Origin of the sequence: Virgibacillus sp. DJP39 (assembly GCF_049310925.1) — a bacterium.
In the GTDB taxonomy this organism is placed as follows: Bacteria; Bacillota; Bacilli; order Bacillales; family Amphibacillaceae; genus Virgibacillus_F.
The window spans coordinates 23,652-41,848 of sequence record NZ_JBMERP010000019.1; the positions used below are offsets into that span (position 1 = coordinate 23,652).

Annotated in this window: 16 protein-coding genes and 1 pseudogene; 9 read left to right on the plus strand and 8 right to left on the minus strand. The window is 36.7% G+C overall.

Annotation, left to right across the window (positions count from 1 at the left end; genetic code table 11):
- Positions 1–5 precede the first annotated feature (5 nt).
- Together ACOI1D_RS08505 and ACOI1D_RS08510 are read left to right on the plus strand one after the other, a co-directional pair.
- Complete coding sequence (locus ACOI1D_RS08505) at positions 6–881, plus strand: transporter substrate-binding domain-containing protein (protein WP_422500825.1); 876 nt, start codon at positions 6–8, stop codon at positions 879–881.
- Positions 882–891: 10 nt separating this feature from the next.
- Complete coding sequence (locus ACOI1D_RS08510) at positions 892–1,584, plus strand: amino acid ABC transporter permease (RefSeq protein WP_422500827.1); 693 nt, start codon at positions 892–894, stop codon at positions 1,582–1,584.
- A gap of 61 nt (positions 1,585–1,645) precedes the next feature.
- On the opposite strand, the gene ACOI1D_RS08515 is transcribed toward ACOI1D_RS08510, so the two are convergent.
- The gene (locus ACOI1D_RS08515) at positions 1,646–2,806 is read right to left on the minus strand and encodes an MFS transporter (protein ID WP_422500828.1); all 1,161 of its coding nucleotides are present in this window, start codon (positions 2,804–2,806) and stop codon (positions 1,646–1,648) included.
- Positions 2,807–3,064: 258 nt separating this feature from the next.
- Between ACOI1D_RS08515 and ACOI1D_RS08520 the strand changes: the two genes are divergently transcribed.
- The 4 genes and pseudogenes from ACOI1D_RS08520 (at position 3,065) to pdaA (ending at position 6,594) form a co-directional block, all read left to right on the plus strand.
- Entirely contained in the window at positions 3,065–3,454 is a 390-nt protein-coding gene (locus ACOI1D_RS08520; RefSeq protein WP_422500830.1) for an OsmC family protein, read from the plus strand.
- Between the two features lie 67 nt (positions 3,455–3,521).
- Positions 3,522–4,325, plus strand: a complete 804-nt coding sequence (locus tag ACOI1D_RS08525) for a YfkD family protein (protein WP_422500832.1) — start codon at positions 3,522–3,524, stop codon at positions 4,323–4,325.
- A gap of 112 nt (positions 4,326–4,437) precedes the next feature.
- Positions 4,438–5,754: pseudogene (locus tag ACOI1D_RS08530) on the plus strand (Na+/H+ antiporter family protein).
- Positions 5,755–5,808: 54 nt separating this feature from the next.
- A complete protein-coding gene (pdaA, locus tag ACOI1D_RS08535; protein WP_422500870.1) occupies positions 5,809–6,594 on the plus strand; it encodes a delta-lactam-biosynthetic de-N-acetylase in 786 nt (261 codons plus the stop codon).
- Between the two features lie 88 nt (positions 6,595–6,682).
- Here pdaA and ACOI1D_RS08540 read toward each other — a convergent pair whose 3' ends face one another.
- A complete protein-coding gene (locus tag ACOI1D_RS08540; RefSeq protein WP_422500834.1) occupies positions 6,683–7,384 on the minus strand; it encodes a hypothetical protein in 702 nt (233 codons plus the stop codon).
- 224 nt (positions 7,385–7,608) lie between these two features.
- Here ACOI1D_RS08540 and mbcS point away from each other — a divergent pair, with 224 nt between their 5' ends.
- The 3 genes from mbcS (at position 7,609) to ACOI1D_RS08555 (ending at position 12,698) form a co-directional block, all read left to right on the plus strand.
- Entirely contained in the window at positions 7,609–9,186 is a 1,578-nt protein-coding gene (gene mbcS, locus ACOI1D_RS08545; RefSeq protein ID WP_422500835.1) for an acyl-CoA synthetase MbcS, read from the plus strand.
- A gap of 201 nt (positions 9,187–9,387) precedes the next feature.
- On the plus strand, positions 9,388–11,520 hold the full coding sequence (locus ACOI1D_RS08550; RefSeq protein ID WP_422500836.1) for an AAA family ATPase: 2,133 nt from the start codon (positions 9,388–9,390) through the stop codon (positions 11,518–11,520).
- A gap of 305 nt (positions 11,521–11,825) precedes the next feature.
- A complete protein-coding gene (locus ACOI1D_RS08555; RefSeq protein WP_422500838.1) occupies positions 11,826–12,698 on the plus strand; it encodes a ComEC/Rec2 family competence protein in 873 nt (290 codons plus the stop codon).
- 179 nt (positions 12,699–12,877) lie between these two features.
- On the opposite strand, the gene ACOI1D_RS08560 is transcribed toward ACOI1D_RS08555, so the two are convergent.
- From ACOI1D_RS08560 to ACOI1D_RS08585, 6 genes are all read right to left on the minus strand, one after another.
- Positions 12,878–13,654, minus strand: a complete 777-nt coding sequence (locus ACOI1D_RS08560; protein ID WP_422500839.1) for an ABC transporter permease — start codon at positions 13,652–13,654, stop codon at positions 12,878–12,880.
- Complete coding sequence (locus tag ACOI1D_RS08565; protein ID WP_422500840.1) at positions 13,654–14,562, minus strand: ABC transporter ATP-binding protein; 909 nt, start codon at positions 14,560–14,562, stop codon at positions 13,654–13,656. Before ACOI1D_RS08565 ends, ACOI1D_RS08560 begins: the two co-directional genes overlap by 1 nt.
- On the minus strand, positions 14,563–14,766 hold the full coding sequence (locus tag ACOI1D_RS08570) for a PLD nuclease N-terminal domain-containing protein (RefSeq protein WP_422500842.1): 204 nt from the start codon (positions 14,764–14,766) through the stop codon (positions 14,563–14,565).
- A 343-nt stretch (positions 14,767–15,109) separates the two neighbouring features.
- A complete protein-coding gene (locus ACOI1D_RS08575) occupies positions 15,110–15,250 on the minus strand; it encodes a YfhE family protein (RefSeq protein WP_422500844.1) in 141 nt (46 codons plus the stop codon).
- A gap of 58 nt (positions 15,251–15,308) precedes the next feature.
- The gene (locus tag ACOI1D_RS08580; RefSeq protein ID WP_422500845.1) at positions 15,309–15,866 is read right to left on the minus strand and encodes a GNAT family N-acetyltransferase; all 558 of its coding nucleotides are present in this window, start codon (positions 15,864–15,866) and stop codon (positions 15,309–15,311) included.
- A gap of 213 nt (positions 15,867–16,079) precedes the next feature.
- Entirely contained in the window at positions 16,080–17,003 is a 924-nt protein-coding gene (locus ACOI1D_RS08585) for a TIGR01777 family oxidoreductase (RefSeq protein ID WP_422500847.1), read from the minus strand.
- Positions 17,004–18,197 lie beyond the last annotated feature (1,194 nt).

Consider the following 18,197-nt stretch of genomic DNA (forward strand, 5'->3'; position numbering starts at 1 on the left):
CTCAAATGTTAAAAAAAAGTTACTATTTAATAATTATAATCATTATTTCATCTGTCTTAGCTGGATGTGGTGACGGTTCATCAGGTGATTCTGAAGCCAAAGGAGATAACGTAAATGATAGTAAGTGGGCAGAAATACAAGAAACTGGGGAACTTGTAGTTGGAACATCAGGTACACTATTTGCCGCGTCGTATTATCCGAAAGGGTCGGACAAGTTAACAGGGTATGATGCAGAAGTGATTCGTGAAATTGCTAAGCGTTTAGAATTAAATGTAAAGTTTGAAATAATAGGAATCGATGGCTTATTAGCAGCGGTTAATAGTAATCGAATTGATGTTGCGATTAATGATATTGAAATTACAGATGAGCGAAAAAAGAAATTTTCCTTTTCCGAACCGTATAAATACTCATTTACTTCCATGATTGTTCGATCAGAAGATTTATCTGGTATTAAAACATTAGAGGATTTAAAAGGTAAAAAAGCTGGCGGTGGTGCTACAACGGTATTTAGTGATATTGCGCGTCACTTTGGAGCAGAAGTTAAAACATATAGTAACGTCGCAAATGATGTCTATTTACAGGATGTTGCTAATGGACGTACCGATACTGTAATAAATGATTATTATTTGCAAAAGTTAGCACTTAAAGCAATCACAAAGTTTGATATTAAAATTCATCCAGACCTTAAGTTTCACCCAACAGAACAAGGGATTGTCGTTCACAAAGATGCTAACAAGTTAATGAAGAAAATGAACGAAGCCTTACAGGAGATGCGTGAAGATGGAACATTAGCGAAACTTTCCAAGAAATTTTATGGTGGGGAAGATGTATCGAAAAAACCTGAGGCGCAAGTTCGTGAAATTGAAGGATTAGATTTGTAGGTGTATAAGAATGTTTCATATTGAATTTAATGATGTTAAACTGGGAAAAATTTTCGACACGGAATTAGCTTGGGATAACTTGCCTTTTTTGTTGGAAGGAATTCCGTTAACATTGATGATAGCGATACTAGGCATGGTTTCGGGTTTAGTAATCGGGTTATTTTTAGCGTTAGCGAGGGGTTCACAGTCAAAAATCTGGCGTTATCCAGCTAGAATGTATATTTCATTCATGCGCGGCACCCCGATTTTAGTATTCTTATTTATCCTTTATTTTGGAATGCCTTACATGGGAATCGAGTTATCAGCAGTGCTTGCAGCAACACTCGGATTTGGTTTAAATAGTGCAGCTTACATTGCAGAGATTAACCGTTCTGCACTAAACAGTATCGATCGAGGACAATGGGAATCAGCGAAGGCTCTAAATATTGGTTACTGGAAAACAATGCGAAAAGTTATTTTGCCACAAGCTACGCGCATTGCAATCCCGCCTTTAACGAATGTGTTTATGGACATTGTTAAAGCCACGTCACTTGCAGCTGTAATTACTGTGCCTGAAATTTTTCAAAAGGCACAAATAGTTGCTGGACGGTCATTTGACTCAATGACAATGTATATCACAATTGCGCTAATCTATTGGCCAATTTGTTTGGTTATTTCGTTTATGCAAGATCGGTTGGAGAAAAAGTATAGCAAATTTATCTAATACAAAGACACTCGTGATGAACGGGTGTCTTTGTTAGCAGTAAAGTAATGCTAATTTTCCACTAGCTTGCTGTTACAAGATTCTTTTTATAAATAGTAGCTGCGAGAACGAGCAGCAGCATAACTACGATTACATAAAAAAAGGAAATTCCTGGTACAAGTTCAATAAATAAACCACCTAAATAAGGGCCTGTAATGCTGCCGATACTAAAGGCTACTCCTGTCATAATATTTCCTGTTGGAAGTAATGAACGGGGCAGAATATCAGCCAAATACGAAATGCTCAGTGAAAAAAGTGAACCAACAAATGTACCAGCTAAAGTAAATAGGATAAATAATGCAAGTATAGATGATTCAAAAAACGTTACCAAAAAGAAGCAAATACTTCCTGCTGTTAGCACAGTGATAAGAATGTTGCGTCTGCCAAACCGATCACTTAGTATACCAAGTGGAAGCTGCGAAAGAACGCTGCCTGCAGCAAAGCAAGGTATGATTAGGGATAACATTTCTACACTGTGACCAATTCTTAATCCATAGATAGGGAAGATCCCATGTAGAGTAGCTTCCAGGAATCCATAGCCAAATGCGGGTAGCAATGCAACCCAGGCAATTTTTCCGGTTTGGATAAAGCGTTTAAAAGAACTTGATCCATGTCCGGTATTTACATCCTCTTCAGGCCATCTATTGCGAACAAATAACAGCATAGACCAGACGACCATGCTTAAAAGAGCCGATAATAGAAAAGGTAATGCTTCGTTGATAGCTAATAGCTGGGTCATCAACGGTCCGAGCGTAAATCCAACCCCAAAGAATAAACCATATAAAGCTATGTCTCTTCCCCTGGATTGGGGACTGCTTGTAGTTGTAATCCAAGTCTGGGTTCCGAAATGCAACATGTTGTCACCGATACCAATTAACATGCGAAGGATAAACCAAAACCACAGAGCATCCCATAAAGAAAACAACGCAAGAGATACGAATACAAGCATTCCTCCATATACGATAATAGGTTTAAATCCATATTTTCTCATGGGCTTTTCCAGAAATGGTGAGGCAATTAGCACACCTATGTATAACCCTGTAGCATGTAGTCCATTAACTGAGGATGCGACCCCATTCTGTTCTAAAATAATAGCAAGAAGTGGTAGAACCATTCCTTGTGAAAACCCGGAAATGGCAACAAGAGAAACCAAAATCCAGAATCTTGCTCTTGCTGAAGCCAAAATGGATCCCCCCTTTATACGTAACATTTCCTTATTAAATCTAATTGTATTAAAGAAAAAGGTCAAACAAGATGATCGATAGAAATCATAGGAAAGGTTACAATAATCATACAAAAGTAAACTAGGAGTTTTGTCTTTATAATTGGTTGGTTTTTAAAAGTTTGTTGTTTTAAACACAAAATCTATCAACTGTGAAGATTAATCAGCAACAAAAATAAAAATGAGCCTTATAATTAAATGGTTAGGAGAATGAAGAAAATGAACTTTTACTTGAAAGATAATAGTATGCAAGTTGATCTGGATTATGGAAATCTTAAGGTTTCAGGAAATGAAAGCTACGGCTATCGACCATTTCAGCTAATGGTGGCCTCCATTGTTGGTTGTAGTGGGTCAGTTTTTAGAAAGATCTTAGATAAGCAACGAATAGAAATAGAAGGTTTGAGCATTTCATCAGAAGTTGAACGAAACCCAGATGAAGCAGACCGAATAGAAAGGATCTCTTTGCATTATAGTGTTACAGGTTCCAATCTTAATAAAGAGAAATTATATAAGAATCTGGAATTATCAAGAAAAAACTGTTCAATGGTTCGTTCAGTTGAATCCAGTATCATTATTGACGAAACACTGGAAATAATCGACTCTAATTGATAAAAAGATTAAGGTATAATATTCGTGTGTCAGAAAAAACTAAGGGGAAATGAAAGGAATGTGACACATGAATAGAAAAGCAATATTTTGGACTGTAATTACCCTGATTAGTTTGTTAGTTGTTTTACCTGCATCTGCTTACAGCAAAGAAAATAAGCCTTCATCAAATGATGAATACAGTTTACCTAGTCACGTGCTTACAATTTCTAAGGAAAACAACTATAACAATTCAACAGAGGACCAGGAAATTGTTGAACCCAGTAAGGAAACGAAAAACTTTATAGAAGATCTCGATATCCCTGTTGAAAATCCTGATTTAATTAAAATGATTAATGAATCAAGTGTTAATCCAACCCCATTTTCCATAGGTTATCGCGGTATGATTTATTTAGGAAGATGGGCAATTAATTATAAATCAACGAAGACAACAGTCAATTGGGAATATCAGAAAATCAATACGAATGAACACAATAATTTTGGTGGTGAAGGCCCGCAAAAAATGCATTACGTGCAAAAAGAAGAGAAAAGTATTACAGGAGCATTGGTTAATAAAATTGCAAGTCCTGATGATGTAAAGAAAATGATCCTATTACATGCATCAAATGAAACCAAGTTACCGCTTTCCTATCGAACCATTATTGGAAAGGATACGCAAAAGGACAATGAATACTCAGTTCCTATGAATAAATACGCGATGCTAACGGCTTATGTACCCGCTGTTATTGACAAAGGTCAAATTACCTTTGGAGATGTATATATACAACTAAAGGGAAACAAAAAAAGAATTGTCGTGAAAAACATTACTAAACAGGGAATCGGAGCATGGATACCTATTCAAGACCATCTGGCATTTTCGTTCACCTTGAAATAGTCGATGATAGCCCTTTGAAACAGGGCTTTTTGTCTGCAAAAAAAAGGGTTGATTTTTCTGCTTTAATGCTTTATCATGATGAAGTGTTAAAAGAGCTTGAGGAGGAATCACGATGGAATGGGTTGTTGTAGTTTCAGTTTTAGTTATGACATTATTAAGTTTGTTACGTGTGAACGTGATTATTGCAATAATAATAGCAGCAATTACTGCTGGTTTGCTAGCAGGATTATCGTTAACTGAGTCAGTTGGTATGCTGGTTGGTGGTATGGGAGGCCAAGCAGAGACAGCACTTAGTTATATATTATTAGGTGCATTTGCTGTTGCAATTAGTTATACAGGTATTACAACGTTATTAGTAAATTATTTAATTAAAAAATTAACAGGAAAGAAAACAATGATGATGCTGGCAATAGCTGGTGTAGCATCATTATCTCAAAACGTAATTCCAGTGCATATTGCATTTATACCTATATTAATACCACCACTTTTAAAGCTGTTTGATGATATGAAATTAGATAGACGAGGAGTAGCTTCCGCTTTAACTTTCGGATTAAAAGCTCCATACATCATGATACCAGCAGGATTTGGTTTGATTTTTCACAAAACAATTAAAGAGAGTATGGAATCAAATGGTTTAAGTATTTCATTGGATCAGATAACTCTTTCAATGTTGATTCCTGGAATTGGCATGATCGTGGGATTACTTATTGCTGTTTTCATAACGTACCGCAAAGATCGCGTTTCAAAGCCTGGTGCAGGTGGTGGTGAAGTTGAAGAAGTTTCTACCGCTGCGCCAAAAGACGTAACCTTTAATAGAAAACACTTCTTAACACTAATTGCAATAGTGGCGGCAGTAGTAGTACAGCTAACTGTAGGCAATTTAATTCTGGGTGCACTAACAGGTTTAGTTCTGATGTTTCTATTTATTGTTGTACCCTTCCATAAGGGTGATAAAGTTATGACAGATGGTATTGCAATGATGGGTACAATTTCGTTTGTTATGCTGGTGTCTTCCGGCTTTGCAAATATATTACAAAAAACGGGTGCGGTTGATGTTCTAGTTGAAGTGTCTTCCGGAGTTTTTGGTGAAAATAATTAGGCGTTAATTGCATTTATCTTATTATTGGTAGGTTTAGTAGTTACAATGGGAATTGGTTCTTCTTTCGGTACAGTTCCAATACTAGCAGCACTATTTGTTCCAATCTGCGTATCGGTAGGGTTTTCACCAATTGCAACTGCAACATTAATTGGAACTGCTGGGGCACTTGGTGATGCAGGATCCCCAGCATCTGACAGTACACTTGGTCCTACATCTGGCTTGAATGCTGATGGCCGTCACCACCACATTTGGGATACTTGTGTGCCAACATTTATGCATTATAATATTCCATTATTCATATTTGGCTGGATCGGTGCAATGGTATTTTAGGTGTATAATCTATTCGTTAAAAGGAAAAGGTAAGAAAAAAGAAGGTGAGTTATGATGAAGAAATTAACCAAGTATCTCACGTTTACATTTCTTATCTTTTTCTTTGTTTATCCTCAAAGTGCTGATGCAGCAAATTACGGTTGGGGATATAAGAAAAACGCAAACCATGAAGTGCCTGAGATAGGTAAGTATAAGCAAATACTTGAGGAATATGGCGCTTATTATGTGGACGATTCTGGTGGCAAGGTTATCTACCTCACTTTTGACAATGGATATGAGGAAGGGTATACCGGTAAAGTTCTGGACGCATTAAAAGAAGAGAATGTTCCAGCCACTTTTTTTGTAACAGGTCATTATGTTAAAAGTAAACCAGATCTCATTAAAAGAATGGTAAAAGAAGGCCATATAATTGGTAACCATTCCTATCACCATCCTGACTTTACAGTTATATCGAAAAAGGCGATGAAAGAAGAGCTTGAGACACTTGAAGAAGCAGTAGCTAAAATTACTGCACAAGATGAGATGAAGTACCTTAGACCACCACGCGGTATGTTTAACGAGGATACGTTAAAGTGGTCAAAGGAGCTTGGCTACATTCATGTCTTTTGGTCGTTGGCCTTTACCGATTGGAATACGGATCAACAAAAGGGTGGATCATTTGCATTTGAGCAGGTGATGAAACAAATTCATCCAGGTGCGATTGTATTACTGCATACAGTTTCTGCGGACAATGCAGAAGCACTGCCCCGTATTATTAATGAATTGAAGGAAAAAGGATACACATTTAAAAGTTTGGATGATCTGGTTGTTAAGGACATGTTAACAGACTTTATTTATTAATTAGAAAAATACAAGGCTCAGGGCTTTTATGCCCTGAGCTTTAGCTTTGTGCTTGATACTCGATTAACCTAACCATTCTCTTACTAAATCAATTTGATTCCTTTTTTTCTAATGTATCCAGAAATTTTTCAAGTTCTTTAACATGCTTTGTTTTTAATACAATTCCTTTATCATCTGTAACAATATAAGTAGACGAACCTGTATATAATCCTAACAATTCATCCGTGTCTTTAACTTCACTAACGGAAGGTATAATATGAATACTTTGGAAAGAGAAATTTTCGATAAATCTAGGAATGGTGTAACTCTTGTTATCCTTATACTTGGGGTTATAAATGTAGAGACCATAATGACCTTCTTTAACTGTCATCTTCTCAACAATGTCTTTTTTTGAATATGGATTTACTGTTATTTTTGCTGTTTCATAGGCAGGCAGCTTTTCATGGTTTTCAAAAAGAGTTTCAATAGTAACAAGTTTCTTTTTATAGTCCCCTTGAATTTCAATAGTTACTTTTTGATTTTGTTTCAAATCACCAAAAGAATTGACATCCCCTTTTACTACGGTTTCTTTGTCGGCATGAACTAGAAATGCTTCGAAAAATTTACCGTTTTCGTCGTAATCTATTCTTTGCTTTTGTTCTTCTGTCAAGGTATCTCCAGCGTAGATGACAATTGTATTTTGATTATGGTTCACGCTATGTATTTTCCCTTTAATAGATACTGTTTCATTATGTGCGCACCCAGACAACAATATTGCTAAAACAATGATAAATTCAACATACATTTTCACAGCAAATCTCCTCACTATAGATCCTATTTAGAGTTTGTTAGAGACTACTAAAACAGTCTACCTGTATTTTTCCACGTATCTCTTGATTTTCACTCCCATCTTATCATAAATTATTGCCCTACCAAGAACCTTGAACATTATATGCGGATTAATTGGTATTAATTTAAAATTTTCATAACCTTTGCTATACTATAAATATATTCTTGCATTGGAGATGAACAATAATGAACAGAGAAGACTTATTAGCTCCCAAAGATTACAACATCATTATGGAAATGGAACGTTATGCAACTGACCCAACAAGAAAAGCCTTATTATGGCAAGATGAAGCTGGCAATAAGAAAGATATTACTTACAGTAAATTAATAAAAAATGTTAATAAAATTGGAAACGCTTTTTTGGAAAATGGTCTTAAACAAGGAGACAAGGTTTTAGTAATGATTCCTCGCGTGATTGAGGCATATGAAGTTTACCTTGCAGCATTAAAAACTGGCATCATCATTATCCCGAGCTCTGAAATGTTAAAGACAAAGGATTTACAGTACCGGGTTAGTCACGGAGAAGTCAATGGTGTTGTGAGTTATTTTCCATTCGTAGAACAATATAAAGAGATTAAGGAATACAATGACTTAAAGCGTTTTGTGGTAGGAGAACCTGTAGAGGACTGGCTCTACTTAGAAGACTTGATGAATGATTCATCCGATCAGTTAGACATCGCCAAAACAACTAGTGATGACATTGCTTTTTTGCCCTATACCTCTGGAACAACAGGAAATCCGAAAGGTGTAGTTCATACACATGGCTGGGGCTACGCACACCTAAAAACCGCATCTGAAAATTGGTTATGCATCAATGATGGCGACACGGTTTGGGCAACTGCTGGACCGGGATGGCAAAAGTGGATATGGAGCCCATTTCTATCTGTATTAGGGTCTGGAGCAACCGGTTTTGTTTATAATGGAAAGTTTAACCCAAAAACATATCTGCAGCTACTTAGTGACAATGACATCAATGTTCTTTGTTGTACGCCAACTGAATACCGTTTAATGGCAAAAGTGGACAATTTAGATGACTACCAATTACCTGCTTTGCATAGTGCAGTTTCTGCAGGGGAACCGTTGAACAGGGAAGTGATCGATACGTTCAATAAGTATTTTAATGTCACTGTTCGTGATGGTTATGGTCAGACGGAAAATACACTTTTACTTGGTGTAATGAAAGATATGGAAGTAAAACCGGGATCAATGGGTAAACCAACACCAGGTAATGAGATAGATATTATCGATGAAAATGGAGATCCAGTTGAGACAAATGAAATTGGAGATATAGCTGTTAAGTTGGATTGCCCTGCACTATTTAAGGAGTATTATAAAGATAGTGAGCGAACAAAAATGTCACACCGTGGAAATTACTATGTAACAGGCGATCAGGCCTATAAGGATAAAGATGGTTACTTCTGGTTTGAAGGACGCAGTGATGATATCATAATCAGCTCTGGTTATACAATTGGACCTTTTGAAGTAGAAGATGCTTTGGTCAAACATCCATATGTACAAGAATGTGCTGTAGTTGCGAGTCCAGATGAAATACGGGGAAACATCGTTAAGGCGTTTATTGTATTACAGGAGAACGTTGATCAGAGTAACCCTGATTTAGTAAAAGAACTACAGGATCACGTTAAAGAATTAACTGCACCATATAAGTATCCACGTAAAATTGAATTTATTGAAGAATTACCTAAGACAACCTCTGGGAAAATTCGGCGGATAGAGTTACGTCAAAAAGAAAAGCATAGTATCTGATAAATAGCTAAAAACAAAGGTTGGGGCCGGCATGGCTCCAACCTTTGTTTTTTTTTGCAGAAAGGTGATAGGTCAATTTTTCTAAAATAAAGTGAAACAAAACACTTGAAAGTCAAAATTGGTCAGAGTATAATGAAGTCAAAGGTCAAATATGGTCAAAGTCAAATTTGTCCTTATCCATTTTCAAGGAGGAATTACAATATGAATTGTCAACAATGTGGAGTTCGTCCGGCAGATATAAATGTAATGATGCAATTAAATAATGAAAAAGTTAAAATGCACCTATGCAATCAATGCTTCAAGGAGATACAAGGAAAGCTTATGAATTCTAATGGTTTCTTTTCAGGACCTGAGTTTAACCAAGAGCAGCAAGATGCTTTTAATGAGAAGTTTGCCAATGGTCAAGGTTCTGCAAATGTTGGAACCAAAACGCAACAAAAACAAGGTAATGGCCTATTGGATAACTTAGGGAAAAATCTTACAAATGCTGCCAGAGCTGGACTAATAGATCCAGTAATTGGACGGGATAATGAAGTAAAACGGGTAAGTGAAACATTAAATAGAAGAAATAAAAATAACCCAGTTCTAATTGGTGAGCCTGGTGTAGGTAAAACTGCAATAGCAGAAGGATTAGCGCTAAAAATAGTTGAAGGTAACGTTCCGACAAAGCTTATGAATAAAGAAATCTATTTGCTGGATGTTGCTTCACTAGTAGCAAACACTAGCATGCGCGGACAATTTGAAGAGCGTATGAAACAACTAATTCAAGAATTGCAGACGAGAAAAAATGTAATTCTGTTTGTAGATGAAATTCATTTATTAGTAGGAGCAGGCACAGCAGAAAGTTCACAGATGGATGCAGGAAATATCCTTAAGCCAGCGTTGGCACGTGGTGAATTGCAACTTATTGGCGCAACAACACTTAAGGAATACAGAAATATTGAAAAGGATGCTGCATTAGAACGCCGCTTCCAGCCAATTATTGTAAAAGAACCGTCAGAAGATGAAGCAATTCAAATTTTAACGGGCATTAAAGATCGCTACGAAAAGTTTCATGAAGTAAGCTATTCAGATGAGGCAATTCGTTCATTCGTTACACTATCTAAACGTTATATCCAGGATAGATTTTTACCTGACAAAGCTATTGATTTAATGGACGAAGTGGGAGCGCGTTTAAATTTAGCAAATACCGAAAAAGACACCACTGTACTCCAGCAACGTCTAGATGAAATAGTCCAGGAAAAAGAAAAGTGTGCAGATGCGGAAGACTATGAAAAAGCAGCAAACTTAAGATACCAGGAAATACAATTACAAAAGCAATTGGAAAAAGCAACTAATGAAGCGCAAATAACCGATGTAGAAATAGAAGACATTTTGTTAATTGTTGAAGAAAAAACCGGTATCCCCGTTACAAAATTACAAAAAGATCAACAGGAAAAAATGAAAAACATTGCAGAGAACTTAGGTAAAAATGTGATTGGGCAAGAGCAGGCTGTTGACAAAGTTGCAAAAGCTATTCGTCGTAGCCGTGCGGGTCTAAAATCGAAAGTTCGTCCAATCGGTTCATTCTTATTTGTTGGACCAACTGGTGTTGGTAAAACAGAGCTGACAAGAGCACTGGCAAATGAATTATTCGGTTCTCGTGATTCATTAATTCGCCTTGATATGAGTGAATACATGGAGAAACACGCCATCTCCAAAATTATTGGTTCACCTCCAGGTTATGTCGGCCATGAAGAGGCAGGACAACTAACAGAAAAAATACGTCGTAACCCATATTCCATTCTTCTACTGGATGAAATCGAAAAGGCACACCCAGACGTACAAAATATGTTCCTGCAAATCATGGAAGATGGTCATTTAACCGATTCACATGGGCGAACAGTCAGCTTTAAAGAAACGGTAATTATTATGACAAGTAATGCTGGAACAGGAGAAAAACAAGTTAATGTTGGTTTTAATGCAGAGCATGAAGCAGTAACGACACTCGAAAACTTAAGTGCATATTTTAAACCAGAATTCCTGAATCGCTTTGATTCCATCATTTCATTCAATGAGCTATCCGAAGATGATCTGATTAAGATTGTCGACCTAATGCTTATTGACCTTGAGCAAAATTTAGAAGAAAATCAACTGTCAATTGAAATCACTGACACTGCAAAGCGTGAATTAGTAAAATTAGGTTATGACAAACGGTTTGGCGCACGTCCACTACGGCGCGTGATTCAAGATAAAATTGAGGATCAGTTAACTGATTTAATACTAGAAGAAGAAACAGTAGAAAGTGTTAAAGTGGATTTAGTAAATGAACAGATAATAGTTTCAAAAGCATAAGATTAAAAAGCCGCTGACCAAGTGTCAGCGGCTTTTTAAGTAGGTGAGAAAGTATAAATTCTTTCTTACTGCATAAGTGCAACTGAAGCTTTCGCCATTAAGACTTGGCGATAAGCCAAGTTTTCTAAATTTGTAGGAAGTATTTTCTCTTTGCTGTTTCAAAAGAGTTCTTTTTCTAATAAATGTTACTCATAATTGGCAGGCAAAAGAGAGAAACTAAAAAAGTGCTGTCGGGATAACGGTTGATTTCCTCAACCCATTCCACAATACAATTACTACATAATTTTTTAGAAAGGATGTTGTTCATGAGAAGTCTAAGGTATTTAATTACATTTTCTCTTATTTTATTGCTTAATGGTCAACCCATTATTGCCTTTAGTAGTGAACAACAAACAATGGATGTACACTTCATTGACGTTGGACAGGGAGATAGTATTTTGATCCAAACTCCCTCTAATAAGACGATTCTGATTGATGGTGGAACACCAGATTCAGGTAATAAAATACTGGATTTGCTAGAAAAGAAACATATCCTTAGCATTGATTTGTTAGTGGTGACACATCCGGATATTGACCATATTGGTGGCCTGCCCAAGTTAATGAAATCCATCAATATCGATAAGATTCTCGACTCTGGTAAGCTTTATACTACGAAAACCTACCGCAGATATATTAATCAAATAGGCAAACAAAAAATACCTGTTGAAATTGCTAAAAAGAATCAAGTCATTAAATTGGATCCTGTGTTAGATATTAAGGTATTGAATACGTATGAGCCTTTTAAAAACAACAACGAATCATCTATTGCATTAAAAGTTACGTATAAAGAAATGGATTTCCTGTTTATGAGTGATGTTGAGAAAGAGCAGGAACAACAACTAGTAAAGAACGAGGATTTACAGGCGGAGTTTTTAAAAGTGGCACATCATGGTAGTCAAACAAGTACATCTATTGAATTTTTAGAAAAGGTCAGACCAAAAGTTGCCATAATCACATATAGTAAACAAAATGACTATGGGCACCCTGTAGGTCGGGTTATTCAAAACCTGTACAAAGTAAATTCTCTAATTTATTCCACTGCTGTATTTGGAACGATCACGATTTCAACAAATGGATTTGATTATTATCTCTGGACAGAAAAAAGTCCAATGAGTGGGATAGCTAAAGAGAGAAGCTGAAGGGTTCGGGAATCGCCGAGCTCTTTTTTTATCTGTTATACTTTTTATAATGGTTGTTAGGTCGATAGTATTAATCAGGGATTAGTGCAATACTGTACTTACTATCTTGGGGATTAATTCGCAAAATCACAATAGAGTAATAAAATGGCTGGGTACAGTTAATATGTACCCAGCCATTTCTAGTTTGCTAATTCTTTTGATTTGAATGTGTAAATGGATCCAGTAAGTAACAGAATTATCATCAAAATAGTTATCCCAGTACTACCAAGGAGGTCAACAGGAATTTCATTTTTTGCAAGCAATTGTTGGATGTGTCCTGAAAGGTTAGAAGGGCTCCACTCCAAGTATTGCGCAAATATTTTTGTGATAATTGACATGATCATTATAGTTAATATAGTCAAAAAGGCTACAAGACCTGGAGTTTTTACTAGTGAATTATAAAATATGGATAAGGTAACTACTAATGTTAACCAAAGTCCATAAAAAAGGATCACATAAAGAAGGCTAGAAAATGGCATCCCACCAAATAGTAGGTTGATGTAATACCAGCTAGCAAGCATTCCAAGTATAAACGATAACCAAACCAGTAATAAAAGTGACATCCATTTCGCTGTAATGTAGTTCTTATAGGATACAGGTTTTACTAATATTAGTTCTAAAACACCGCTTTTTCTTTCACTTGCTATAGATCCCATAGACATTAACACGATTATTAAGACACCGAGACTACTGAATTGGCTTAGGCTCATAAAGATAATGTCACTTGGATTGTATTCAGGTAAATTAATTACAGCGCCTTCAGGCATACCGCCGACAGCATCAATGATTTGTGGTAAATAATAGGTTGAAACAGGATCCATACAAGCAATTAGGATCATGACGAGAGGTACCCATATCCATTTAAAATTACGCCAGTTTTCCAGAGTTTCTTTTCTAAATAAAGTAATCCACTGCATTAGGAGCTCACCGCCTTCATAAACATTTCTTCTAGCGTCGTTCGGCTAATTGAAAAAGTAGATAATGGCCAATTATCTTTTGACACAGCCGCTAAAATTTCACTTCGGGCTGACGCGATATCACTGGAGACAACATGGATAATCTCTTTTTCAATATAGCATTCTTGAACAAATTTCAGACTTTCTATTTTTGATTTATAGGTTTTAGTTCCATTTGAAAATGTAAGTTCTATTTTAGATGTTTGGTATTTGGAACGAAGGAAATCCATCGAACCCTCTTCAACAATTTGTCCTTGATGCAAAAGTAACAGCTCATCACTAACTTTATCTGCATCACTCAGAATGTGAGTAGAAAAAAGAATCGTCATATCTGTTTTTAATTCTTCCATCAAGGTTAGAACCTCACGTCTACCGATTGGATCAAGTGATGAAACAGGTTCATCAAGTAATAAAAGTTTTGGTTTATGAATAATTGCTTGGGCAATCCCTAATCGTTGCTTCATACCACCTGAATATTTTCCGATTCGTTGATTCTTTGCATCTTCCAGGCCAACACGTGCTAGTAATGAATCTGCACGCTCCTCTGCTTCAGACGGTTTAATAAAGGCCAGTTTTGCAACGTAAACTAAAAATTCTTTTCCAGTCATCCAAGTATGGAAGGAAGGATACTGTGGGAGATAGCCGATATAATGCCGTATATCCTCCTTTGGCTTCATATTGTGAAAAGTAATTGAACCTGTACTTGGCTTCAGCAAACCCGACAGCGAACGTAATATTGTGGTTTTACCAGCTCCGTTTGGTCCAATTAAAGCAATACATTTTTGAGCTTCAAACTGAAAACTTACAGGTTTTACAGCAGGTTTTCCATCGTAATTTTTTGAAAGGTTTTCTACGGTAAGCAAGGACATTTAATGGGGTCTCCTTCCAAAGATAAAATATAGTATAGGACCAATAATATTTACAAATAAGATAACGAGTAACCATACCCATTTAGGACCATTTGTTTTGCTGATCCGGACTAGGTCAACTAATGCAACGGTAAGTAAGATTGCTTGAATAATAAGAATAGGTGCAATAACCGCCCAGTTTATTTCGTTTAACAATTCCTCCATAAATTCACTTCTTTCTTTGTGTTAACTGTTATATATATAGTATAACAAGAGGTTGAATTTGGCAATGTATTTTTATGTTTTGGGTTAGAAATTTTTGTTGATGATGAGTAGATAAGCTAGATTAAACAATCCACAACCTTATCCACATCCCTGAACAACTAATAACAACGTTTTTTGAATTTATCCACCTAATTCACAAGTTTTTTAAAAGTTACTAACATCAAACTATGCATAATTATTGTTGATTTAATGCTGCTTCTTAAATTATATCCACAATGAGTGCTTTAATGTGGATAACCATTATAAATTACTAAAGCTAGTCATAAAAAAAACAACCGATTTTTTAAGATCGATTGTTTTTGTGACTAAGCTGATCATAAACATTATTAGCACGTTTAAATTCTTTTTGATACAAAACCTCTTGTGTTTTGTTTAGGTAACCAATTGCATTCTTATTTTCAACTTTTGATTTGCCTTTTACCATAGAAAATCCCTCTTTTCTATTAGTATGATGGCTTATCAAGCGTTAAATTATACATAATTTAGGAAACCTCTTCCCCATCTTCCATAATAGTGGGGATAAGAAATTGCTGGTAAGACATATAATGGTCTTTTGAAATGATAAATAATTCATAAACATCGTTTTCAAAATTAATTGCTTGAAATACATCAGGATAAAGTTCATTAGCTAGAGATACATACGGAATCTTTAATATCGCTTTTAATGAACGCTGATTTGTCTTCCGTATTTTCATAAAGATTCCTCTTATATCATGCTGAAAAAATAGTTCCTCAAAAAACAGTTCTTTAGCCTGTTTGTTGTAACCTTTACCGAAATAAGGCTGCCCAATCCAGGTTGCCAAGAATCCATGTTGCTGTTGTATATCAAATAGATTTATAGTTCCAATAGGTTGGTGGAATTCATCTAGAATGGTTCTAGAAATTAATTCTCCTTGTTCTTCTGCTTCCATTGTTTGTTTTGTAACAAAGTAATATTCATCACTTGTTTCTGCTTTATGTCTCACATAAGGGAAAACCTCTGGGTGTAATAGCAAATCAAATAGTGCTGGTGCTTCGTGTAAATCACGTTTTTTAAGCATAAAAAATACCCTCCTTATAGTAAGGTGGGTAGCTCAAAAAAACATGGTGGCCCCACCCTCGAATTTTTATTTAGCGATCAACAAAAATTCGGGGTGGGAATCGAACCCACTAGGACCAGTAAACACTGGTGGCGCACCATTTGCCTTCCCTAGACAATTTATTTCTCATTACTGTTATTTTACACAGATTTAATTAAAATGTGAATCATTTTTTTAGTCAATTTGAGATTTTTTTTTGGGCTTTTTGTGAAGGTTAATTTCACGTAGTGCATCTTCCAAATGTGGATATGAAAATTGGTAATTTTGTTCCTCTAACTTTCCAGGTAAAACGTATTGCCCCTTTGTCATCAGTTCACTCATTTCTCCGATTGCTGTGCGAATTACTGGGGAAGGAGTCGTAAACCAATAAGGTCGTTTTAGTACTTTTGCCAGAACCTTCGTAAACTCCTTATTACGTTTTGGATTAGGTGCTGTGATGTTAACAGGACCTACCAAATGATTATTTCTGATACAAAAATTAATGGAATCCACCACATCTTCTACGTGCACCCATGACATCCATTGTTCCCCGCTGCCAATTTTACCGCCAGCGAATAATTTTATTGGTAAAGTCATGTAGGGCAATGCACCCTTTTCACCAAGGATCACACCAAAACGAGTGCAAACAGTGCGTATATGCAGTTCATCTGCAGCTTGCATTGCAGTTGTTTCCCAGGCAAGTGCAACACGTGCAAGAAAATCATCACCGTGTTCTGTAGTTTTTTCTGTGAAAATAATATCTTCACTTGTACCATAAAATCCAATTGCTGAGGCACTAATAAATACTTCTGGTTTCTTCTCCATCTGCTGCATCATTTCAACTGCATGCTGTGTAATTTCTGTTCTACTCTTCATAATGTTAGTCTTCTTGTCAGTGGTCCAGTATCCGAAAAGTGAGTCACCGGCAAGGTTCACTACAGCATGGATTGTTGGCAAATCCCTTACATAGTGTTGATAAGAAATATGTGTGATAAGTTCTGTGTTTTCATAGTTGTCAGGGTAGCGGGTTAGTATGTATACATGATGATTTTCATTTGTTAATTTTTCTGTTAAGCGTGAACCTACAAATCCAGTACCACCTGTGATCAATATATTCAATGCGAACAACTCCAATCAAGATATTTAGTGAAATTAATGAATACAAAATTGATTCTTTGCATAAGTTTTGTTGCTCTGTCACACTCGTAGTTGATACAAAATGCGAAATAACTGCTGTATCTAGTTTCTACCAAGCTTTACAAAATTGGTGCTGCTCCAGCGCTGCTTAAAAAACACTCGCTTTCAGTGGGGAACACTTCAGCCTCCTCGTAGCAAAAACCGCTCACTGCGGGGTCTTCAGACTGTTCCTTTTCCTAGGCCGCTGAAAAACTTAAATATGGTACAAAATGTGTCGATCTACCGTCGCATCTTCGAATATACTTCGCTTTCCGCGGGAGAGTGCCGAGCCTCCTCGGACTGCCGTCCTGCGGGGTCTCGTCGATCTCTTACTTCCCGCAGGAGTCTACGTATATTCAAGATGCTAAGTTGAGGTGGAAAGTTAAATTTTTAAAATCCACCGCTTTTTCAGTGGCCTCGTTCCTTTCCCACTGGGGTCTCGCATTTTTACGCAGCTTAGTTTAGCTTACTGTACAAGGTGAAAAACCCCGCGAAAACATAGGAATCCTAGTGAAGGCAGAATACGAAGACTCCTGCGGGAACAGCGCGAGTCCGCAGACCCCGGAAGAAGCGTTCTTTGCTTCTGAGGAGGCTGAGGCCGTGCCCGCGGAAAGCGAAGTATTCTGCCGGAACGGCGGCTAAAGAAACTTTCACTAGTTCGCATTTTATAGATATTGTGTCAAAAACAATTATCTTTTTGAAAACAGCTATAAATTAAAAGTGAAAGACCAGTCGCCTCCGCTTTTCTTTTGTCTAGCTGCGCAGGCTAGAGACTCGAGACATAGTCAATAGACGCTCCAAGCACGTAGCCCATGTGCTTTACGGTCTCTTGTCTATGCTTGTCGTCTCTGAGCAAGCCTGCTCCGCTTTTCTTTATTGTCTAGCTCGGCTCCTAGCGGCTAGCAAATAGATAGTTCTGATGAACGTACGTAAAGTTCGACGTACTTTTCACAGTCCTATCTATTTGTACGCCACTAACCACTCGCCTCCGCTTTTCTTTATTGTCTAGCTGCGCAGGCTAGAGACTCGAGACATAGTCAATAGACACTCCAAGCACGTAGCCCATGTGCTTTACGGTCTCTTGTCTATGCTTGTCGTCTCTGAGCAAGCCTGCTCCGCTTTTCTATTGTCTAGCTA

Bases quoted from the DNA above. Each gene is read 5' to 3' on its own strand.
- ACOI1D_RS08510 (WP_422500827.1), top strand. From the start codon at position 892: ATGTTTCATATTGAATTTAATGATGTTAAACTGGGAAAAATTTTCGAC.
- ACOI1D_RS08575 (WP_422500844.1), bottom strand. From the start codon at position 15,250: ATGGTAAAAGGCAAATCAAAAGTTGAAAATAAGAATGCAATTGGTTAC.
- ACOI1D_RS08520 (WP_422500830.1), top strand. From the start codon at position 3,065: ATGAACTTTTACTTGAAAGATAATAGTATGCAAGTTGATCTGGATTAT.
- ACOI1D_RS08505 (WP_422500825.1), top strand. From the start codon at position 6: ATGTTAAAAAAAAGTTACTATTTAATAATTATAATCATTATTTCATCT.
- pdaA (WP_422500870.1), top strand. From the start codon at position 5,809: ATGAAGAAATTAACCAAGTATCTCACGTTTACATTTCTTATCTTTTTC.
- ACOI1D_RS08525 (WP_422500832.1), top strand. From the start codon at position 3,522: ATGAATAGAAAAGCAATATTTTGGACTGTAATTACCCTGATTAGTTTG.
- mbcS (WP_422500835.1), top strand. From the start codon at position 7,609: ATGAACAGAGAAGACTTATTAGCTCCCAAAGATTACAACATCATTATG.
- ACOI1D_RS08580 (WP_422500845.1), bottom strand. From the start codon at position 15,866: ATGCTTAAAAAACGTGATTTACACGAAGCACCAGCACTATTTGATTTG.
- ACOI1D_RS08555 (WP_422500838.1), top strand. From the start codon at position 11,826: ATGAGAAGTCTAAGGTATTTAATTACATTTTCTCTTATTTTATTGCTT.
- ACOI1D_RS08565 (WP_422500840.1), bottom strand. From the start codon at position 14,562: ATGTCCTTGCTTACCGTAGAAAACCTTTCAAAAAATTACGATGGAAAA.
- ACOI1D_RS08560 (WP_422500839.1), bottom strand. From the start codon at position 13,654: ATGCAGTGGATTACTTTATTTAGAAAAGAAACTCTGGAAAACTGGCGT.
- ACOI1D_RS08570 (WP_422500842.1), bottom strand. From the start codon at position 14,766: ATGGAGGAATTGTTAAACGAAATAAACTGGGCGGTTATTGCACCTATT.
- ACOI1D_RS08550 (WP_422500836.1), top strand. From the start codon at position 9,388: ATGAATTGTCAACAATGTGGAGTTCGTCCGGCAGATATAAATGTAATG.